Raw genomic sequence first — 18,283 nt, forward strand, 5'->3', positions numbered from 1 at the left:
CCCTGAAGCTGGGTCCCATCGCGCATCCATACGCTCACGTCCTCATGCTGCGAAACTTTGTTTCGGTCATTCGTCACCCTTGCGCAAAGGAAACGCACTCACTGCGTTCGCCGTCGCTAACCTGACTTTAGCGCAAGGTGAAGTAAGCAGCTTTCACTTGCATTGAGAAGGACTCTCTTAGCATCATTTTAAAGTCGTTCAAAATTGAAACTTGTGGGTCACCAACCCCTCATCAGTTATTAAACCGGCTCACTTCACCTTGCGCAAAAGAAGCGTACTCACGACGTTCGCTGTCGCTAACCTTTTGCACCTATCTTGCGCAAAGGAAACGTACTCACTGCGTTCGCTGTCGTTAACCCTTTGCACGATGCTTGCAATTTTCGCGCAGAATAAAATCTCTTTATAAAAACCTACTATAAGCTGTAATCCCTATCTGTCATGACAAATTGCCAGTTAAATTATGAATGAACACAAAATGTTAAGAAGATCATTGCGCTTTTAATTGAACTGTATATACTCACAGTAAATGTACTGTATGGAAAACCAGTTATATGCGACCTTTAACTAAACGACAAGAACAAGTTTTTGAACTCATCAAGGTATTTATCAAAGATACTGGCATGCCCCCTACGCGAGCGGAGATCGCCGACTCTTTAGGGTTTCGTAGTGCAAATGCTGCTGAGGAACACTTAAAAGCGTTGGCTAAAAAAGGCGTTATTGAAATGGTTCCTGGCGCTAGTCGTGGTATTCGTTTAGTCGAAGCAGAAGAGCCTGAGCAGCTAGGTTTACCGCTGGTTGGTAGAGTTGCGGCAGGTGAGCCGATCTTGGCTCAAGAGCATATTGAAAACCACTGTAAAGTAGACCCAAGTATGTTTCAGCCCAATGCAGATTATTTGCTGCGTGTTAATGGCATGAGTATGAAGAACATAGGCATTATGGATGGAGACCTATTAGCAGTACATCGCACGCAAGTTGCAAATAATGGCCAAGTTGTCGTCGCTAGAGTCGAAGAAGATGTAACCGTTAAGCGTTTTGAAAAGGTCGGTAAGAAAGTCTTTTTACATGCTGAAAATGAGGATTTTTCACCAATAGAAGTCGATTTAGAGCAAGAGACTTTTAATATCGAAGGTCTTGCAGTAGGTGTAATAAGAGGCAATTTGTAGTATTTTAGCCTATCTGTTTGGGCCGTTTCAGGCCCAAAATGACAACCACTCCCTTTTCTTCTTTTCCCGCTCCAAAACATATAAAGTCAAAATTTTAGTTAGTAAATACGACTAAAGCTCAGTAAGTTAGCTATGCTATAAGCGCTAAACTAAAAATTCTAATTATTTTTGCACTATTTAAGTTAGCTAAGGTCTTAGCTACTCGTCTTGGTATGTAGTCTTCATTAAATGTGTAATTTTGAATTACATTTAATATCAAATGAGAACAAAGCCTATTTGGGCTATGTGATACAACCAAAGGATTACTAATAATTATGGAGCTGACAATGACTTTGTTGCGCACTTTATTGATTTTACTCGCTGTATGTTTCGTCACTGCTTGCAGTTCAACTGGTAGAAATACACAATCAGGATTTTTGCCAGACTATCAGAGTCTTAAGCCCTCTAATGAATATCAAGATACCAATCTATATGTTGATAACTCATTTGGGAAAGACGCGTTGTCAAAGGTTGAAACCTTGTATTTACCTCGCTTCGAAGTCTGGGTAAATGTAAAGCAAACTGAGTTTTTGAATATTAACCCGCAACATGTGGCCAAGTTAAGTCATTACATGCAGTCAGAAATGATCAATAAACTGAAAGGTCATTATGCAGTTGTAACAGAACAACCAGACAAATTAGATAATACTGTTTTGACGATTAAAGGTGCATTTACGGATGTTGAGTTTGAGTCTACAGAGCTGGGTGTTAGAGATTTTGTGCCAATTCGCTTGGTTTACAATGCTGGCAAATCAGCTTACTTAGCGGCAACAGAACAAACAGAAGCCGTCACACATGTTTCCCTTGAGTCAGCTTTCTACCTTGGCGATAAGAAAGCGCCGGTGGTAATGATGACAGCGCACAAGGAAATAGACACAGTAGTTAAGGTTGATGGCACCGAAAATATTAAAGCGGTTAGAGAAATTTTAGATATTTGGGTAAATAACTTCGTTACTGCGATGATAAAACATCGTGATACAGGGCAAAATTAAGGAGCTTTCATGAAAACAATAAAAATTAGGTCGTTTGGTGTAACAGCTGTTTTCTGCGCTATATTGGCTGGCTGTGGAGAGCCTCAGTCTAATGCAAAAGAGTCTGAGCAACTGCGACCTGTTAGAACGCTACTTTTGTCATCACAAGTGGATGGCCCTATGGTCGAGTTTCCTGCGGTTGTAGACGCCGCATCTTCAGCAGACCTATCTTTTAAAGTTCCTGGAGAAGTGACTGAATTATTAGTGAAACAAGGAGAAGAAGTTGAAGTTGGCGATGTGATTGCAAAGTTAGATGCGACGGATTACCAGCTTTCCCTTGATGAAGCACAGGCAAATTATAATAAGGCTCAAGCAGATTTTAATCGTGCTAAACAGTTAATTAAATCTGGGACCATTTCGCAATCTGACTATGACCAATTACAGTCTCATTTTACTAGCGCAAAAAGTAAGTTAGCGAATGCACAAAACAATCTGTCGTATACGAGTTTAAAGGCATCTTTTTCGGGTGTTGTTGCCAGAACTTATATTGAGCGCTATGAAGAAGTGCAAGCGAAGCAAGTCATTGCGACATTACAGGATATCAAACACATCACTTTAAAAGTTAATGTGCCTGAGAGCCTCATGATAAAAGTATCCAAAGATGCGCCTAAGCATATCATTGCTGAGTTTTCAGGGATCCCAGATAAGACCTTCCCGCTGGACTTTGTCGAAGTAAGCACACAAGCGGACGAAGTTACAAAGGCCTATGAAGTGACACTGAGTATGACGCGTCCGGAAAACTACAATATTTTACCGGGCATGACTGCAAAGGTTCTAGCTAAGGGGGCTGACGTCAATAAGAGTGGTTTGTACCTGCCAATTAACACAGTACTCAAGGATTCGACTGGTAATTACGTTTGGACTGTTGACTCTGTGGGTAATGGTAAAGGTGAAATCTCCAAAAAATCGGTTGTCATAGGTGAAGTGTCAACACTGGGCTTTCCAGTTATCAGTGGTGTGAATGAAGGTGACTATATTGTCACAGCGGGCATGAGCAAAGTCAGCGAAGGTCAACTTGTAAAGTTTAACAAGGGGGCACAGTGAACATAACCAGACTTGCATTAGAAAACAACCGTACCACATGGGTATTGATTGCCGCTTTACTCTTTTTTGGTATTGCATCTTTTGACAAAATGCCTAAAGACTACGACCCAGGGTTTATCATTCGTACTGCTCAAGTTGTCACTTATTTTCCTGGTGCCAGTCCACAGCGAGTTGAAGAATTAGTAACCGATCAGATTGAGAAAGTTGTTCAACAGATCCCTGAGTTAGACTTTGTGAGCAGCACGTCTAAAACGGGTGTGTCCATTGTCAGCGTAAATATTAAAGAAAGCTATAAAGAAATGCGGCCAATTTGGGACAACCTAAGGCGAAAAATCCAAAGTATTGAACAAGATTTACCTAGTGACGCTCAAACCCCCATTGTTAATGATGAATTTGGAGATGTTTTTGGCATCGTAATTGGCTTGACTGCTGAAGGGTATAGCTATCGTGAGATGGAAGATGTAGCAGAGCAAGTCAGAGATACATTGCTGAGGCTACCAGAGGCTGCAAAGGTTGAAATATACGGAAATCAAGAGCAACGGGTGTTTATCGAATTTGAGAATGCACGCCTAGGTGCCTTGGGAATTTCTCCTAGCCAGCTTAAAGAACAACTTGCTGCTCGCAACATCGTAAACCCAGGTGGTTCTATTTATATTAATGACGAAACACTGGCGCTAGAGCCAAGTGGGAATTTTGAGTCAGTAGAAGATATCGCCAATACAATAATTAATGTGCCGGGCAGTGAGCAAGTGTTGTTGCTGTCCGATATTGCCGTTGTTTACAGAGACTATGTGGATCCAGCGAAATCCAAAGTACGAGTTGGTCAGCAAGAGGGGCTAACTCTGGCCATTTCTATGCGTTTAGGTGGTAATAATATTGCACTGGGTGAGCAGGTACTTGATACTCTGAATTACCTAGAGAGTGTTTACCCTATCGGTGTTGAATTTAAGTTGCTGTCCTTTTTACCAAGAGAAGTTGAACAAAAGGTCAGTGATTTTGTATCCAACCTACTTCAAGCCGTGTTAGTGGTAACATTGGTGATGCTGTTTACTCTTGGTTTGCGTACCGGCTTGATAGTAGCAAGTTTGATCCCGATGAGCATGGTGTTTGGGATACTCGTGATGTCATTTTTCGATATCAGTATCGATCAGATCTCCTTGGCCGCACTGATCATTGCACTTGGGATGTTAGTCGATAATGGGATCGTCATGTCGGAGAACATCATGGTTCAAATGGAGCGAGGAAAAGCAGCAGTTGATGCCGCGGTAGACTCTGCCGATGAGCTTAAAGTTCCATTACTGGTTTCGTCTTTGACAACCGGTGCTGCTTTCTTGCCTATCTTCCTAGCTGAATCATCAACAGGGGAGTATACGGCGTCGTTATTCAAAGTTGTGACAATCACATTGTTGTGTTCATGGTTATTGGCGATGACGATGATCCCAATGCTATGTGTGTACTTTACACGTGTGAAATCGCAAGCAGCAAGCTACGACTCTGGCGTCTATCTAGGTTATAAAAAGCTGCTAACTGTAATGATACGCTATCGCTGGATGACTATTTTAGCATGTGTCGCCGCGTTCTTCGTGGCTCTGCAAGGGATGAAGTACATTCCAAAGGTATTCTTTCCCCCTTCAGATCGGGACTATTTTAAAGTAGAGCTCGAATTACCAATAGGGACGCGGTTACAAACTACTGAGGCCATGGTTAAAGATATTGAAGCTTTTTTAAATCAGGAGCTTCAAGTCTCTAATGAACGCTCTGAAGGCGTAACTGAGTGGGTAAGTTATGTCGGTAATGGTGGTCCGAGGTTTTTGCTGACACATAGCCCAGAGCCTACCAGTGCTAACTATGCATTAATGATTGTGAGCACAACGTCTTATCACTTAATCGACGGTTTGATGAAAGACATCGAACGCTATGCGTTGAGTAGACATCCAGACCTTTTGATTAAACAAAGAAAGATAGAAAATGGCGCACCGATTGCTAACCCTGTCGAGATCAGGTTATCGGGTGACGACAAGGAAACATTAATGCGCATAGTTGATGCGTTAAAACAGCAAATGCATGCAACACCTGGGCTTAAAGCGGTAAGTGATGATTGGGGTCTACCGAGTAAAAAAGTACAAATCAAAATCAACCAAACGCGTGCAAGGCGTGTTGGTGTCTCTAGTAAGGATATTGCTAGCTCACTACAAACCGGGTTCAGTGGATTGGAGTTAACCCAATATCGTGAAGGAAATGAGTTGATCCCAGTTACTTTGCGCTCCGTAGCCGCAGATAGAGATGACATAGGTAAGCTGGAAGCAATGATGGTGTACTCACAAGCTACAGGCGCGTCTGTACCACTAAAGCAAGTTGCTGATATTGAGATTGTCTGGGAAAGTGCACAGATCTTAAGACGCGACAGATTAAAGTCGGTTGCTGTAGGGGCCCAATTAGATGGTATAACAGCAGACGAAGGGTTTGATGCGTTAGTTCCATGGCTTGAAGAGCAAAAGAAAAACTGGCCATTTGGTTATACATATGAACTCGGTGGTGAAGCTGAGTCTTCCGGTAAAGCTAATCAGTCGATTGCAGATAAAATGCCGATTGCAGTGTTTATTATTGTTATCTTGTTGATTGGCCAATTTAACTCAATTAGAAAATCAATAATTGTTCTGACTACCATTCCGCTGGGATTTATTGGCGTGATCCTCGGTCTACTAGTAGGGCAATCATTTTTTGGCTTTATGACCTTGTTAGGTATTATCTCACTGGCAGGCATCGTGATAAACAATGCCATAGTGTTGCTAGAGCGAATTAAGATTGAGCTCAACAATATGCCTGAGAATCCAGTAGAGGCGATTGTAGTAGCTGCACAGCAGCGTATGAGGCCAATACTACTCACTACAGCAACTACGGTATTTGGATTAATCCCATTATACCTTGGAGGCGGTGAGATGTGGGAGCCAATGGCGCTAGGCATTATGGGGGGACTACTGTTTTCGACCCTTTTGACGCTTGGTGTTGTACCAGTTTTGTATGCATTATTCTATCGAATAAGGGAACATGAGAGCGCCTAATTGGCGCTCCTAGTGGTTATAAAGTGATCACGAGTAAAAGCCTGTAAAGGGATGTAACCCTTAAGTTTTCGTTCAGCGATATGAGCAGATTATGAGCATACAGGCCTACGAGAGGAGTTTATTATGAAATATATCAAATATGTGATTGCAGCGATGTTCCTTCCTATGACGGCAAGTGCTGCTGAAGTAAATGTAACTTGGCTAGATTTTAAAGAGTATCGTGATGTTTTCCCAGCAAATGAGACTCGAGGCGGATATCACAAGCGTATCGCAAAAAAGTTTGAGCAGCATTTGAACAAGTTGGCTGCGGATATGCCAGCTGGTTACACGATGTCGGTCACCTTTGAAGATGTTGATTTAGCCGGTGATGTTAGGTTTAATATGAATGATATTCGAATAATTAAACCAATTTACTTTCCGCGTTTAAAGATGTCCTACAGTGTGACTGATAATACGGGAAAGGTGATAACAGAAGCTAAATCTAAAGTGTTAAAAGACTTAGGTTTTATGGATAAATTAAAAATGGGTCGAGACTCCGAATTTTATTACGACAAACGCCTTTTGAGTGACTGGTATAAAGACGAAATTGCCCCAGCCATCTGAGTAAAAAGGAGCGCATTAGCGCTCTTTTTATTTGAAAGTCGCGAGCAATTGGAGTAGCTGTTGCAATTTAAAGACGGCCTTTTTAAGTTGCTCTTCGTCTAATTGCTCAGACTTGCTCAGCGCATCGACATCGGCTGCCACATCCAATACATATGGTTTAAATCGTTTGGCTTCAAATTCAAACCCTGCGTCCTTTGTGAATAATGCGGCAAATTTTCCATGACCTTGTTGTTGCAGTTCATCTAATTTTTTATCAGCATCAAGTGCCTGACGGTAAACAACTTTTAAGTTTTCGTTGAGCTTTTCGATGATAGCTTGCATATTTTTCCTAAAGTCTGGTGTGATTCGGTCGATATTTTACTTGGATCCATCAAACTTGTCAGGTAAATGCCTATGAATATTTCCGGAAGTAACCTTCCTGCTATGTCTGGCGCCGGGCCGGGTGGCGAAGTATACAGCGCTTCTCTGGCTAAAAAGCAACAGCAAGCAGATGGACGAGCTGCCCTAGCGTTAATTGAATCAGCTGGTAACACTGCCGCAGCGCAGACGCCCGCTAAATCAGTCACAGCGTCTTTGGGTAATAACATCAATGTGTATGTGTAGTACACATTGATGTTTTGCATTTGAACTTAGCTCAAGTGCAAATCAATCGGCGTCTTACTCTGTTTGCCGCCGATTTCTCTTACCAACTTTGGTACGAGGAATCCCGGTAGTGCGTCTAGCATCTCAGTAACTAGAGCAACAGCCTCTTCCTGTGCTAAATCATAGTGACTCGCGCCTTCAACCTTGTCTAGCAAGTGTAAGTAATAAGGTAAAACGTCACTTTCAAATAAAGCCTCGCTTAATTCAATCAATGCTTTGGGTGTATCGTTGATCCCTTTTAATAACACGGTTTGATTAAGTAATGTAACACCCGCATGTTTTAATTTTTGCATAGCATGTGTGAAGTGCAGATCGATTTCATTTTGATGGTTAATGTGATTGACTAGAATCGTTTTCAATCGACTTTTATTGAGAAGCTCGCATAACTCAGTGGTGATCCGTGTAGGGATTACGATTGGTAAGCGGCTGTGTATCCTTAGTCTTTTAATTTGTGGCAGTTGCTCTAGTTTATCTAAAAGCCACGCAATCATGTTATCTTTAGCCATAAGTGGATCGCCACCACTTAAAATCACTTCATTAATTTCAGGATGATCGACGAGGTAATCAAAAATAGGCTGTAGTGTGCGCTTATTTATCTGGTTTTCCTGATAAGGAAAGTGACGCCTAAAGCAATATCGGCAATTGACGGCGCAGCCTGTTTTTAGCATCAGTAAAACACGTGACTTATATTTATGTAATAAACCTGGCACGGGCGCATCCTGCTCTTCAAGCGGATCTTTATTAAAGCCACTGGCAGCTATGAACTCTTGATGTAAGGGCATCACTTGCAATAGTAAAGGGTCTGAGGGATCGCCAAAGCGCATCTTTTCAACAAATGGACGAGGGACTCGCAAGGGGAATAGACGCTTTGCGGCTAGGTCTTTGGTATTGAAATGCCCTTCTAATCCCAGCATTTTGATGAGTGTTTCTGGGCAAGTTATGACATTTGCCAATTCTTTTTGCCAGTTAGTATGCAAATTTACTTCATTTATTTGTATCATTAGCAGGTTTATTACTCGAAATACGATGATTAGAGGATACGATGGCGAATTATAGCACCAACGAGTTCAAGGGCGGCCTAAAAATTATGATGGATGGCGAGCCTTGTACGATCCTAGAAAACGAAATGGTTAAACCAGGTAAAGGCCAAGCTTTCAACCGAGTTAAGATCCGTAAGTTGATCTCAGGAAAAGTATTAGAAAAAACGTTCAAGTCTGGCGATTCAGTTGAAGGCGCAGATGTAATGGAAACTGACTTAGCGTATTTATACGCAGATGGTGAGTTTTGGCATTTTATGAACAACGATACATTCGAACAGATCGCTGCTGATGAAAAAGCAGTTGGCGAAAACGTTAAATGGTTAGTTGAAAATGATGTGTGTACTATTACGCTATGGAACGGAAACCCAATTGCAGTGACACCACCAAACTTTGTAGAACTAGAGATCACAGATACAGATCCTGGCCTTAAAGGTGATACTGCTGGTACAGGTGGTAAACCTGCAACGCTTACTACAGGTGCTGTTGTACGAGTGCCGCTATTCGTTCAAATTGGCGAAGTGATTAAAGTAGACACGCGTACAGGCGAATACGTAAGCCGCGTTAAGTAAGTCAAATTTAACGAATACAACGTGAAAAATCTCGGCTCTTGCCGAGATTTTTTTATTATAGGTATAGCTAACTAGGTAAGAGTAAAGATGAGTAAGGCACTGTGGGCGCCGAGTGCGCAAATTGAGACGCTAAAACAAAGGGCTAGTGTACTGGCCAGCATAAGGGCTTTTTTTGCTGCTCGCGAGGTGATGGAGGTCGAAACACCTTGTTTAAGTCAAGCGTCTGTCACTGATGTTCATCTTGCTACATTTGCAACCGAGTTTATTGGCCCTAGCTACGCAAAGGGCCTGCCTCTGTATCTTCAGACCTCCCCTGAGTTTGCCATGAAACGTTTACTTGCGGCGGGGAGTGGCGCTATTTTTCAAATTGGTAAGGCATTTCGTAACGAGGAATCGGGACGCCACCACAACCCTGAATTTACAATGCTTGAGTGGTATCGGCCCGGGTTTGATGAGTTTGCACTCATGGATGAAATAGATTGCTTGATGCAAGAAATACTTTCTTGTGAACAAGCTGCACGCATTAGTTATCAAGATGCGTTTAAAACTTATTTGGGCGTCGATCCTCTAGCCATCGAGATCGACGAACTAAAATCGCTATGTGCTAAATATGGTTATGAAGAAATTGCGGCGACAGAGCAGTCCATTGATCCACTGCTACAATTATTATTCTGTATGGAAGTCGAGCCCCAAATAGGCAAAGATGCTCCGTGTTTTGTTTACCACTTTCCAGCCTCACAAGCGGCACTTGCACAGTTGAATGATGCAGATCCTCGTGTAGCGGGACGTTTTGAACTTTACTACCAAGGTATGGAGCTTGCGAATGGTTTCAATGAATTAACAGATGCAAGTGAGCAAAGTAAGCGTTTTGACGAAGATAATAACAAGCGAATAAAAATGGGGTTGCCCAAAGTCGACAAAGATCAACGCTTCTTGGCTGCACTTGAGAGTGGCTTGCCAGCATGTGCAGGTGTTGCATTAGGTATTGATCGTTTAGTTATGTTGGCAACGGGAAAAAGCTCGATTAAAGAGGTGATAGCCTTTGATGTGGAACGGGCTTGATTGAGTCTATAGGCCCAGCAGAGGCTGGGCCTAGTCCTATACAAATCGCTGTAATTCTTTTTGCGTGGTCGCAGTGAGCTGGTGGGCATGTTGGCAATCATGCAGCGCGGTATCTAATTGCGATTTAGCCGACTGGCCTAATGCAACAATTTGTTGAACCGCTTGATGCGTGTGGTTTTGCGTATCTTCTAATTGGTGTACTGCACTGACGATTTCTTCGAGTTGAGACTGATTACGCTCGAAGTCTTCACTCATATCTGCAAACCCTTTTGATGTGTCACTAATTGCTTTTTCAGCGCTGCTAGAGTGCGAAATCAATTGTTCGGACTCTTGGTGTGTTTCACTGACTAAATGGTCCATCTGGTTAATAAAATCACTTATTTGGCGAGTTGCGTCATTTACTTTGACTGATAGATTACGGACTTCATCCGCTACTACTGCGAAACCTCTACCAGCCTCACCGGCGCGAGCTGCTTCAATAGCCGCGTTGAGCGCGAGTAAGTTGGTTTGGTCTGAAAACTCTTCGACCATTTTTAGGATATTACGGATATTGTCGCTGTTTTCTTTCAGGCCTGATACGGTTGTCGAGAAGTTACCTAACAGGGCAGTTATTTGTTGCACTTCATCGACTAGTGTCATCAAGGACTGTGATGAACCTCTAACAAAGTGCAGGCTTTCGGTGTTTGCTTGGTAAACGTGATCCGTATTACTGACAATACTTTGCAGGCTATGTGTAACCTGATCACTGGCCGCAATAATATTATCACCTTGGCTAATTTGCTGCTCACCCGCAGTAACGGTGTTGGTCATAGAGTGCGTGACCTGTTGATTACTGAGAGTTGCCGCCTCTGCACTTTTATACGTATTGCCTAATAGCTCGCTTAGGTGCATTGTGAAGGTGTTGTATTGGTCGCTGAGCTCTCTGAATTCATCGTAAGTAAATTGAGGCAATCGAGCATTGAGGTTGCCATCTTGGTGATTAACTTGCTCTAAGGCGTCTCGCATCGCTTGCACGGGCCTGACGATCAAGTATCGCATATAAAAAAAAGTGAACACAAATGCAAATACAGAAGTAACGGCTAACAGCCAGAAGCCACCTAACTCAGTACCTGAATCAGAAAGGTGTGTGTACAGCCACCCTAAAGTAAGGAGCTGGAAAACAAACAAAAAGCCAAGATTGCCGAAAATTTTTCTCGTAAGGGTAAAAAAGAGAGATTCTTCAAGTAAATTATATATGCGCATGTACAAACTCATCATAGGCTTATCACTCGCCAGTTAATGTAAACGCGAGAATTGGATTCCAAGCAATTCTCACAATTTACGTCAATTACTATTAAAATATACCATTTAGTAGAATTATTTAAGCAATCCAATCGGTTTATCGCGAAATAGCTAATTTGTCAGAACCAAAGAGAAAAAATACTCACTAGGCTCCTATCGTTTCATTGAGTTTATTAATTGCCATTTTGGCATGGCATGGGTAGTTGCTAAAAATCCCATCAACGCCCATGTCGAGTACTAACTCAATGTCCTTTTGTTTATCTACTGTGTAGGCGTATACGTTCAATCCTCTCTGCTTTGCATCCAAAACAAACTCATGATTGATAAAATTTTTATCCATATGAATACTATAGGCATGCAGCTTTTGTGCAAAATCAGCGTAATTGAGTGGAATAGATGCGGTCAAGGCGCCGATCTTAACCCACGGCAATTTTTGCTTTAGCCAAACGAGCTGGTGGTGGTCAAAAGAGGAGAGGATGATCTGGCTCCGTTCAACGACACCTGCATTGACGTTTTTTTCGATATATTGAACAAACTTGTCTAAACAATAAGTATGTTTTAGCTCTAAATTAATAGTTGCTTTTGTGCCTATGAGGTTAAAAACATCCTGCAATGTCGGTATGCCCTCACCGTTGCCCGCATCAAGGGCGTTTAACGCTTGTCGAGTCGCATCTCTGACCATACCACGGCCATTAGTCGTTCTGTCTAGCCATGTGTCATGGATGATTGCGTAGTCATCACGACAGCTTTGTACATCAAGCTCAATACCGTCCACACCTACATCTAAAGCTGCGCTAATTGCACTTAGCGAGTTTTCAGGGTGATTTCCGCTTGCACCACGGTGCGCAAATACTAGGGTCATCGTTTGTTCCTTGTTATTGACCACGTTTCAAAACAGGCTGCACTTACAACTAAAATGCCGCCAATCAGTGTTGTCATACTGGTTGTCTCTGATAACAGCATATAAGCCAAAACAGTGCCATACAAGGGTTGTAAACAGGAAATTAACCCAGCTGTTGTAGCGCTTAAGTAACGCAAGCTATTCGCGAACAGAGAGTGAGGTATAGCGGTAAACACGATGCCAGCTAAGATCAAATAGTACATATCCTGCAAAGGCAAAGCTTGAGGTGGTGTGTCAACAAAAATGGACAGAACGCATGCCGCTGTCAAAGTTTGATATAGCATTGTGTGTGGACCACCGTAACCAGAAAAGTATTTTCTTTGTAGTAGGTTACGAGAAGCAAAGAAAACACCCGAAATCACCCCTGTAAAAATGCCTAGGGTGACCTGGTTACCTAAGTCTGCATCGGGTACCATCAGATAAATACCTAAAATGACAACGAGTGAATTAAATAGGTCGGTGGGCTTTAATTTGGTGCGGTTAAACAGTGGTTCGAGTAATACTGTTACAACTGGGTAAGTAAAAAATGCAATAATCCCTGTAGCGATACCTGCCATTTGCATTGCGGCAAAATAGGTCACCCAATGCATACCAATGATGACGCCAAGACCCACAACAATAAAGTAGTCTTTGAGATGATTGAGGCGTAAGTGCTTCTTTTGTAGCTTCAGAATAACGGCGATTGCTAGAAACGCGATTGCTGTTCTGTATACAGTAATATCGAGAGCAGACAAGGCAATAAGTTTAGAGAATAGCGCCGTGCCACCAAACATGAGTACAGCGATATGTAATTGTATAAGCGCAGATTGATTTTGTTGCATAGTCGTTTTTAATTGTGAGAGCAGCAAGTATCGTATTTTATTACATGTTAGGGTGACACTTGTCACTGCGTGATTGATGCTGTTCATGGTAGGGTAAAACGATAAATAGAGATAGGCCTTTTTAGGCCCTAAGAGAGAACCCGATGAGTAGTGTGACACATACCATGCAGCTGGCCAGAAAAGGAAAACACTTTTTTTGGAATTATGGCCCGCTGGTGTTTTCTGTATTCTATTTTTTCCCCATGATACGCAACTATGGTACGTATTCGGTCTCTGAAGTTGTCATCCAGTTTTTAGCTTATATCGGTTTTATCTTTTGCTATCACAAAGCGTCAACTAAGCCGGCCAAAGACGCGACCAACTTTATTGCGCTCATGCTGCTAATTTGTGTCCTTATGACGCAGGTGACTTCAGGAACAAGTACGCTATTTGGTTATGTTGGGTACTTCATTGGATTTTGTTTCTTGGGCACTGTGCGCTGGTTGATGTTAGCTGTGTTGATGTGTGCGATTACTTTGGTGGCAACTTTGCACATTTCCCCGAACTATTGGCCTTACTTTATTGGCCCGGCTGCGGTCATTTCTCTCGGATTATTTGGTTTTGGTGTGGTCGAGTATAAAGAGCGAATACATCGCAATGAGTCAAAACAAAGTAGAGAGCAAATACGCCAATTAGCGAAAATTGCGGAACGAGAGCGTATTGCTCGTGATCTACATGACTTACTTGGCCATTCGCTGAGCTCTATATCATTAAAATCGGAGCTCGCTGGCAAATTCATTGATGCCGGGTGTCATGACAAGGCACGACACGAAACTCAGGAGGTTGCAGAGTTAGCAAGAACAGCACTGTCTGAGGTGAGAGAAGCCGTATCGGGTATGAAACAGTTAGGGCTTTATGCACAATTAGAGGTAATGGCATCGAGGTTGAAAGACAAAGGCTTACTGGTTGAGCCTGATATTCAACAGCTAACACTCACACCTGAGCAAGAGAGTTGCCTATGTTTTGTTGCAAAAGAAGCGATTACTAATGTGCTTAAGCATAGTACCGCCAGTAAGGTGTCCATCTCACTAGGTGCAAATAAGCAGTATCATAAGCTTGTCCTTAGTGATGATGGCGAAGTACACAAGGTTGTATGGGGCAATGGTTTAAACGGCATTAAGTCGAGAATTGAAGAGTTAGGCGGCTCTTTTAATCTACGAACAGAAAATGGACTAATGCTGGTGGCATTGTTACCTCAAAAGGAGATATAGAAAGTGAAAGTACTAGTAGTAGAAGATCAAGCCCTAGTTAGAAATGCCATCGCAGCGTTATTATCATTGGAGCCGAATATAGACGTTGTCGGTGAAGCCGAGGACGGTCAACAAGCTCTTGAAATGTTAAACCATTGCGATGTCGACATAGTATTAAGCGATATAGAGATGCCTCACATTACTGGGCTTGAACTGGCACAAATCGTTGAGACACGGTATCCACATATTAAGTTTGTTATTATGACTACATTTTCACGAGCAGGGTATATTCGTCGTGCTATGGAGTCCAGTGTTAAAGGGTTTATTCTAAAAGAGGCTCCGAGTGAGTACCTGATTAATGCATTGAAAAAGGTCTCTGTTGGACAAAAAGTCATTGATCCGGAACTTGCCATGAATGCGCTTGATGAAAAAGATCCGCTTTCAGATAAAGAGCGTAAAGCCTTGAGATTAGCAAGTGAAGGGTTGAAAACGAGTCAAATCGCTCAGCAGTTATTCTTAAGTGATGGCACAGTGCGAAACTATCTATCAGAAGCCATTGCTAAACTTAATGCAACAAACCGAGTGGATGCTGCGCGTATTGCTAGGCAAAAAGGGTGGCTATAAGCGCTAATTTTTCTTAGTAAGTGTATTTCCCTATTTATTCATGTATACAGTTAGTAATATAATACTAGTTAATGATTAACATATTGTAATCTTTCTTGATGGGCGACCCAAAACTCCTACTCAAAATATTGGCATTGACGACCTGTGTATGTGCTGTGTTTATGATGGTAAATTGGCTGATACATAAGCGGATAGCTGGCACGCGATTGTGGTTTGGGTTTGTGCTAAGTGCTGCTGTTGCCTGTATCTTTCAGTCTTCGCAGACGCTGTCTCCTGTTTGGTCAATTATGATTCCTAACACATTAATTTTGTTAGGGTTGTTTATGTTAACTCGCGGAGTTGAAAGGTTTTTTGTTGTGCGGGCACACAACTGGCCTTGGTATTTGCTCGCATTTGTATTCTTTCCCAGTTTTATTTATTTCACCTTCTTTGATGCCAGCTTTTTAGTGCGTGTTGTTGTTAATTACCTTGTCTGGTTATTGGCTATGACGCTATGTTTACGTGCGCTTTGGGTTGGGCAAGGTAAATCGTTTACGGGCTTTTCGCCTGCACATTGGACTTTTGCACTGGCCTGCATTTCATTATTGAGCGTGTTTACTTTGCGACTCAGTATGCTTGGTAATTATGAGCACAGTGACACGTTAGGGACGAACAATTGGATGAACCAATTTTTTTCGTTGTCTGTTATCGTGATGCCACTCATTTTGTGCTTTTCTTTATGTTTATTGTGTAGCTGCAGAAAAGAGCAATTACTGGCCAATGTGACTCAAAGAGCCAAAGAGGAAACACAACAAAAAGAACAGTTTTTAACCCTGTTAAGTCATGAATTAAGAACCCCGTTAAATGCCATTGTGGGGCATGCAGAAATGATTAAGCAAGCGCCGCGAGAGCCACAAAAGTATGTGCAGTATTGTGATGTGATCATCTCAACGGCCATGTCACTGGCTGATTTAGCTAATCAAGTATTACTGAATGCGCGTGGTAAGGCATCAAGACAAACAGCGACGGCATTACCTGATTTTACCGAACAATTAATAGGACAGTTTAAGCCACTCGTACAAGATAAAAATGTTGTGCTTGAAGCAAGGACCACCGGTGTGACGCCGGCAGCACAGTATTTGGTCGACCAAGATACGCTAGGTTTGGTAATCAAAAATTTATTATCAAATGCCATTAAATATACACACCAAGGCAAAGTAACACTGGCAATAAGTTTGCTGCGCAAGAAGCCTCAAAGTGCAGTACTGAGATTTGAAGTCGCGGATACTGGTGAAGGCATGAATAAAACTCAAATTGAGCAACTATTTAGGCCATTTGATTCAGCAGATCCCGCACTTCCTATTGCTCAAAGCGCTGGAGTGGGGTTAGTGCTATGTCAGCAATTGCTGCAGACATTAGACTCAAAGCTGGGGGTGAAAAGTGAGCTTGGGCAAGGTAGTTTGTTTTATTTCGATATTGAGCTTTGTAATGTGTCTGAGCAAGCAATGGAGCAAAAGCCAAAAGGGCGTGAGCAACTGCCAATTTCACAACTTTCAGGAAATATATTGGTCGTAGAGGATAATCTCTTAAATCAAGAGATCATCAAACATTTTTTATCTTCATTGACGTTAAACTATCAGATTGCCTCGACTCTTGCGGAAGCCGAACAGGCATTGAAGGTTATGCACTTTGATCTGGTTTTCTTGGACATGCATTTGCGTGATGGCCATGGGTTAGATTGGTACCGACAAGTGTTTAAACCATTGAATTTACCATTTCCACCGAAGGTAATAGCCCTGACCGGAGATGTGGATGAGCAGGCTCAGCAAGCATATTTTTCGTCAGGGATAGAGTACTTTTTAGCTAAGCCTATTGTTTTACCACAATTAGAAAAGCTGTTGTCTAATCTTCTTCTACCAGCCAAGAGCGTCATGACAGAGCAAGATTTGCTAGACCTTGCTGTTATTCAGCAGTTAGCTGGGACTATAGAACCGCAAATACTCGCCACAAAGCTGATGTATCTGAGCGATCGATTAGACTATGAATTTGCGCAACTAAGAGGGCTGGCAGACATTCAAGCGCTGGAAGCGCTGGAAGAGAAGCTAATTCACTTAGAAGAAGAAGCTTCTACCTTAGGAATGCGCGCACTGCATGTGGCATTACAAGATGTGCGCTTATCTATGTTTGATTCGACCAATATTGACTGGCAGGCGCTACATGGCATAGCTAAGCAAAGTGCGAAAAGGTTATCTGAGTATCATTCTAAAGTTGTGGCTTAAAGATTTAGGCATAAATAACAGTATTTTAATTGGCAAGTACTTGAGTCTTGTTTATGGAAGCAAAGTCATCATACAACAAGCACCCTCCGCTTTTTCAACGGCTTACTTCAGGCCGCGTATTTTTTGATTTATTAAAAATGGTGCATTTAATTGCAACTTCGGTCAACTGTGAGCGAAAACTGAACTAGTCATTGGTTAGGTGATTTCTGGAGATATTCAGTGACACACTTGACTAAGGTTATAAGCCAGTCTGACAATCGTTGCAGCTGATAAAATTGAGCGTCGTATCGTGACAGTGATTGTTGATGCAGATTTAACTCATGCAATCCGCTTTAAAATAACCCTCAAGCGGGCGGTAGAGTGTCTTGGGTAAGATGCTTTTCGAAGTGGATCAATACGACATGATAGATCCTGCCAATGCTGATCTAGACAATATCACTGTCAAATAAGTGGTTTTAAATAAGCTTGATCTGGTGGTAGATCTTACGCGAGTTTGACGTTACTAACTTAATAGGATCTTATGCTGGTGGCTATATTATCATACGGATCATTAAGTGATATTGGCATTTGATCAGGTGTTAACAGCAACACCGTCAAAGTATTGCTTGCACGGATCCAATATCTGAAGTCTGTTTTACCGCATGCCCAATGGTGAAGAGTATGGTATCAAGTACTTGTCGATTTCAACCGCGGTGGCGATCTTCAAGACAGTAACTTTGCGATCGAAGGAATTATGCACTGACTAAGTCGTCAGGATCTACCGTGGTGAAGCGGTTGATCTTATTACGAGAACTGATGACAAAGACGCATTTAAATTTATAGATCGACTTTTGCTTAGCGAGTTGACGATATGATCATGCGCGGCAATAGGCTCCTTGGTGATAATATCAGATCTAGTTGGCTTTCAAATTGAG

Annotated in this window: 16 protein-coding genes; 11 read left to right on the plus strand and 5 right to left on the minus strand. The window is 42.2% G+C overall.

The features are described from left to right. Positions 1-551: 551 nt before the first annotated feature. The 5 genes from lexA (at position 552) to N480_RS20260 (ending at position 6,942) form a co-directional block, all read left to right on the plus strand. Positions 552-1,163 carry a transcriptional repressor LexA gene (gene lexA / locus N480_RS20240; RefSeq protein ID WP_063374262.1) on the plus strand — a complete coding sequence of 204 codons (612 nt, stop codon included), beginning with the start codon at positions 552-554 and terminating at the stop codon, positions 1,161-1,163. Positions 1,164-1,489: 326 nt separating this feature from the next. After that, complete coding sequence (locus N480_RS20245; RefSeq protein WP_063374263.1) at positions 1,490-2,194, plus strand: DUF3313 family protein; 705 nt, start codon at positions 1,490-1,492, stop codon at positions 2,192-2,194. A 9-nt stretch (positions 2,195-2,203) separates the two neighbouring features. Further along, a complete protein-coding gene (locus tag N480_RS20250) occupies positions 2,204-3,277 on the plus strand; it encodes an efflux RND transporter periplasmic adaptor subunit (protein WP_063374264.1) in 1,074 nt (357 codons plus the stop codon). Then, positions 3,274-6,339 carry an efflux RND transporter permease subunit gene (locus tag N480_RS20255; protein WP_063374265.1) on the plus strand — a complete coding sequence of 1,022 codons (3,066 nt, stop codon included), beginning with the start codon at positions 3,274-3,276 and terminating at the stop codon, positions 6,337-6,339. The genes N480_RS20250 and N480_RS20255 overlap by 4 nt, the downstream gene beginning before the upstream one ends. 123 nt (positions 6,340-6,462) lie before the next feature. Beyond that, complete coding sequence (locus N480_RS20260) at positions 6,463-6,942, plus strand: DUF3016 domain-containing protein (protein WP_063374266.1); 480 nt, start codon at positions 6,463-6,465, stop codon at positions 6,940-6,942. A gap of 27 nt (positions 6,943-6,969) precedes the next feature. Here the strand turns inward: N480_RS20260 and N480_RS20265 are convergent, their stop codons facing one another. Then, positions 6,970-7,263, minus strand: coding sequence for a hypothetical protein (locus N480_RS20265; RefSeq protein WP_063374267.1), 294 nt, complete (start codon positions 7,261-7,263; stop codon positions 6,970-6,972). A 72-nt stretch (positions 7,264-7,335) separates the two neighbouring features. Here N480_RS20265 and N480_RS20270 point away from each other — a divergent pair, with 72 nt between their 5' ends. Further along, a complete protein-coding gene (locus N480_RS20270) occupies positions 7,336-7,545 on the plus strand; it encodes a hypothetical protein (RefSeq protein ID WP_063374268.1) in 210 nt (69 codons plus the stop codon). 26 nt (positions 7,546-7,571) lie between these two features. Here the strand turns inward: N480_RS20270 and epmB are convergent, their stop codons facing one another. Beyond that, a complete protein-coding gene (epmB, locus tag N480_RS20275) occupies positions 7,572-8,585 on the minus strand; it encodes an EF-P beta-lysylation protein EpmB (RefSeq protein WP_063374269.1) in 1,014 nt (337 codons plus the stop codon). Positions 8,586-8,626: 41 nt separating this feature from the next. Between epmB and efp the strand changes: the two genes are divergently transcribed. Next, the gene (gene efp / locus N480_RS20280) at positions 8,627-9,193 is read left to right on the plus strand and encodes an elongation factor P (RefSeq protein WP_063374270.1); all 567 of its coding nucleotides are present in this window, start codon (positions 8,627-8,629) and stop codon (positions 9,191-9,193) included. 87 nt (positions 9,194-9,280) lie between these two features. Then, positions 9,281-10,255, plus strand: a complete 975-nt coding sequence (epmA, locus tag N480_RS20285; RefSeq protein ID WP_063374271.1) for an elongation factor P--(R)-beta-lysine ligase — start codon at positions 9,281-9,283, stop codon at positions 10,253-10,255. A gap of 36 nt (positions 10,256-10,291) precedes the next feature. On the opposite strand, the gene N480_RS20290 is transcribed toward epmA, so the two are convergent. The 3 genes from N480_RS20290 to N480_RS20300 all read right to left on the minus strand — a co-directional run bounded on the left by N480_RS20290 (position 10,292) and on the right by N480_RS20300 (position 13,258). After that, positions 10,292-11,497 carry a methyl-accepting chemotaxis protein gene (locus tag N480_RS20290; protein ID WP_063374272.1) on the minus strand — a complete coding sequence of 402 codons (1,206 nt, stop codon included), beginning with the start codon at positions 11,495-11,497 and terminating at the stop codon, positions 10,292-10,294. 184 nt (positions 11,498-11,681) lie between these two features. Beyond that, the gene (locus N480_RS20295) at positions 11,682-12,398 is read right to left on the minus strand and encodes a glycerophosphodiester phosphodiesterase (RefSeq protein ID WP_063374273.1); all 717 of its coding nucleotides are present in this window, start codon (positions 12,396-12,398) and stop codon (positions 11,682-11,684) included. Continuing rightward, positions 12,395-13,258 (minus strand): DMT family transporter, encoded by an 864-nt coding sequence (locus tag N480_RS20300; RefSeq protein WP_063374511.1) that lies wholly within the window; start codon positions 13,256-13,258, stop codon positions 12,395-12,397. Before N480_RS20300 ends, N480_RS20295 begins: the two co-directional genes overlap by 4 nt. Before the next feature lie 143 nt (positions 13,259-13,401). Between N480_RS20300 and N480_RS20305 the strand changes: the two genes are divergently transcribed. The 3 genes from N480_RS20305 to N480_RS20315 all read left to right on the plus strand — a co-directional run bounded on the left by N480_RS20305 (position 13,402) and on the right by N480_RS20315 (position 17,369). Continuing rightward, a complete protein-coding gene (locus N480_RS20305) occupies positions 13,402-14,508 on the plus strand; it encodes a sensor histidine kinase (protein ID WP_063374274.1) in 1,107 nt (368 codons plus the stop codon). A 3-nt stretch (positions 14,509-14,511) separates the two neighbouring features. Continuing rightward, positions 14,512-15,111, plus strand: coding sequence for a response regulator transcription factor (locus N480_RS20310; protein WP_063374275.1), 600 nt, complete (start codon positions 14,512-14,514; stop codon positions 15,109-15,111). A gap of 161 nt (positions 15,112-15,272) precedes the next feature. Next, positions 15,273-17,369 (plus strand): ATP-binding protein, encoded by a 2,097-nt coding sequence (locus tag N480_RS20315; protein ID WP_196761530.1) that lies wholly within the window; start codon positions 15,273-15,275, stop codon positions 17,367-17,369. Positions 17,370-18,283 lie beyond the last annotated feature (914 nt).

Origin of the sequence: Pseudoalteromonas luteoviolacea S2607 (assembly GCF_001625575.1) — a bacterium.
In the GTDB taxonomy this organism is placed as follows: domain Bacteria; phylum Pseudomonadota; class Gammaproteobacteria; order Enterobacterales; family Alteromonadaceae; genus Pseudoalteromonas; species Pseudoalteromonas luteoviolacea_E.

What these genes read in the sequence shown, in the direction of transcription:
- lexA (WP_063374262.1), top strand. Translation starts at nt 552, where the DNA reads ATGCGACCTTTAACTAAACGACAAGAACAAGTTTTTGAACTCATCAAG.
- N480_RS20245 (WP_063374263.1), top strand. Translation starts at nt 1,490, where the DNA reads ATGACTTTGTTGCGCACTTTATTGATTTTACTCGCTGTATGTTTCGTC.
- N480_RS20250 (WP_063374264.1), top strand. Translation starts at nt 2,204, where the DNA reads ATGAAAACAATAAAAATTAGGTCGTTTGGTGTAACAGCTGTTTTCTGC.
- N480_RS20260 (WP_063374266.1), top strand. Translation starts at nt 6,463, where the DNA reads ATGAAATATATCAAATATGTGATTGCAGCGATGTTCCTTCCTATGACG.
- N480_RS20265 (WP_063374267.1), bottom strand. Translation starts at nt 7,263, where the DNA reads ATGCAAGCTATCATCGAAAAGCTCAACGAAAACTTAAAAGTTGTTTAC.
- N480_RS20270 (WP_063374268.1), top strand. Translation starts at nt 7,336, where the DNA reads ATGAATATTTCCGGAAGTAACCTTCCTGCTATGTCTGGCGCCGGGCCG.
- epmB (WP_063374269.1), bottom strand. Translation starts at nt 8,585, where the DNA reads ATGATACAAATAAATGAAGTAAATTTGCATACTAACTGGCAAAAAGAA.
- efp (WP_063374270.1), top strand. Translation starts at nt 8,627, where the DNA reads ATGGCGAATTATAGCACCAACGAGTTCAAGGGCGGCCTAAAAATTATG.
- epmA (WP_063374271.1), top strand. Translation starts at nt 9,281, where the DNA reads ATGAGTAAGGCACTGTGGGCGCCGAGTGCGCAAATTGAGACGCTAAAA.
- N480_RS20290 (WP_063374272.1), bottom strand. Translation starts at nt 11,497, where the DNA reads ATGCGCATATATAATTTACTTGAAGAATCTCTCTTTTTTACCCTTACG.
- N480_RS20295 (WP_063374273.1), bottom strand. Translation starts at nt 12,398, where the DNA reads ATGACCCTAGTATTTGCGCACCGTGGTGCAAGCGGAAATCACCCTGAA.
- N480_RS20300 (WP_063374511.1), bottom strand. Translation starts at nt 13,258, where the DNA reads ATGCAACAAAATCAATCTGCGCTTATACAATTACATATCGCTGTACTC.
- N480_RS20305 (WP_063374274.1), top strand. Translation starts at nt 13,402, where the DNA reads ATGAGTAGTGTGACACATACCATGCAGCTGGCCAGAAAAGGAAAACAC.
- N480_RS20315 (WP_196761530.1), top strand. Translation starts at nt 15,273, where the DNA reads ATGATGGTAAATTGGCTGATACATAAGCGGATAGCTGGCACGCGATTG.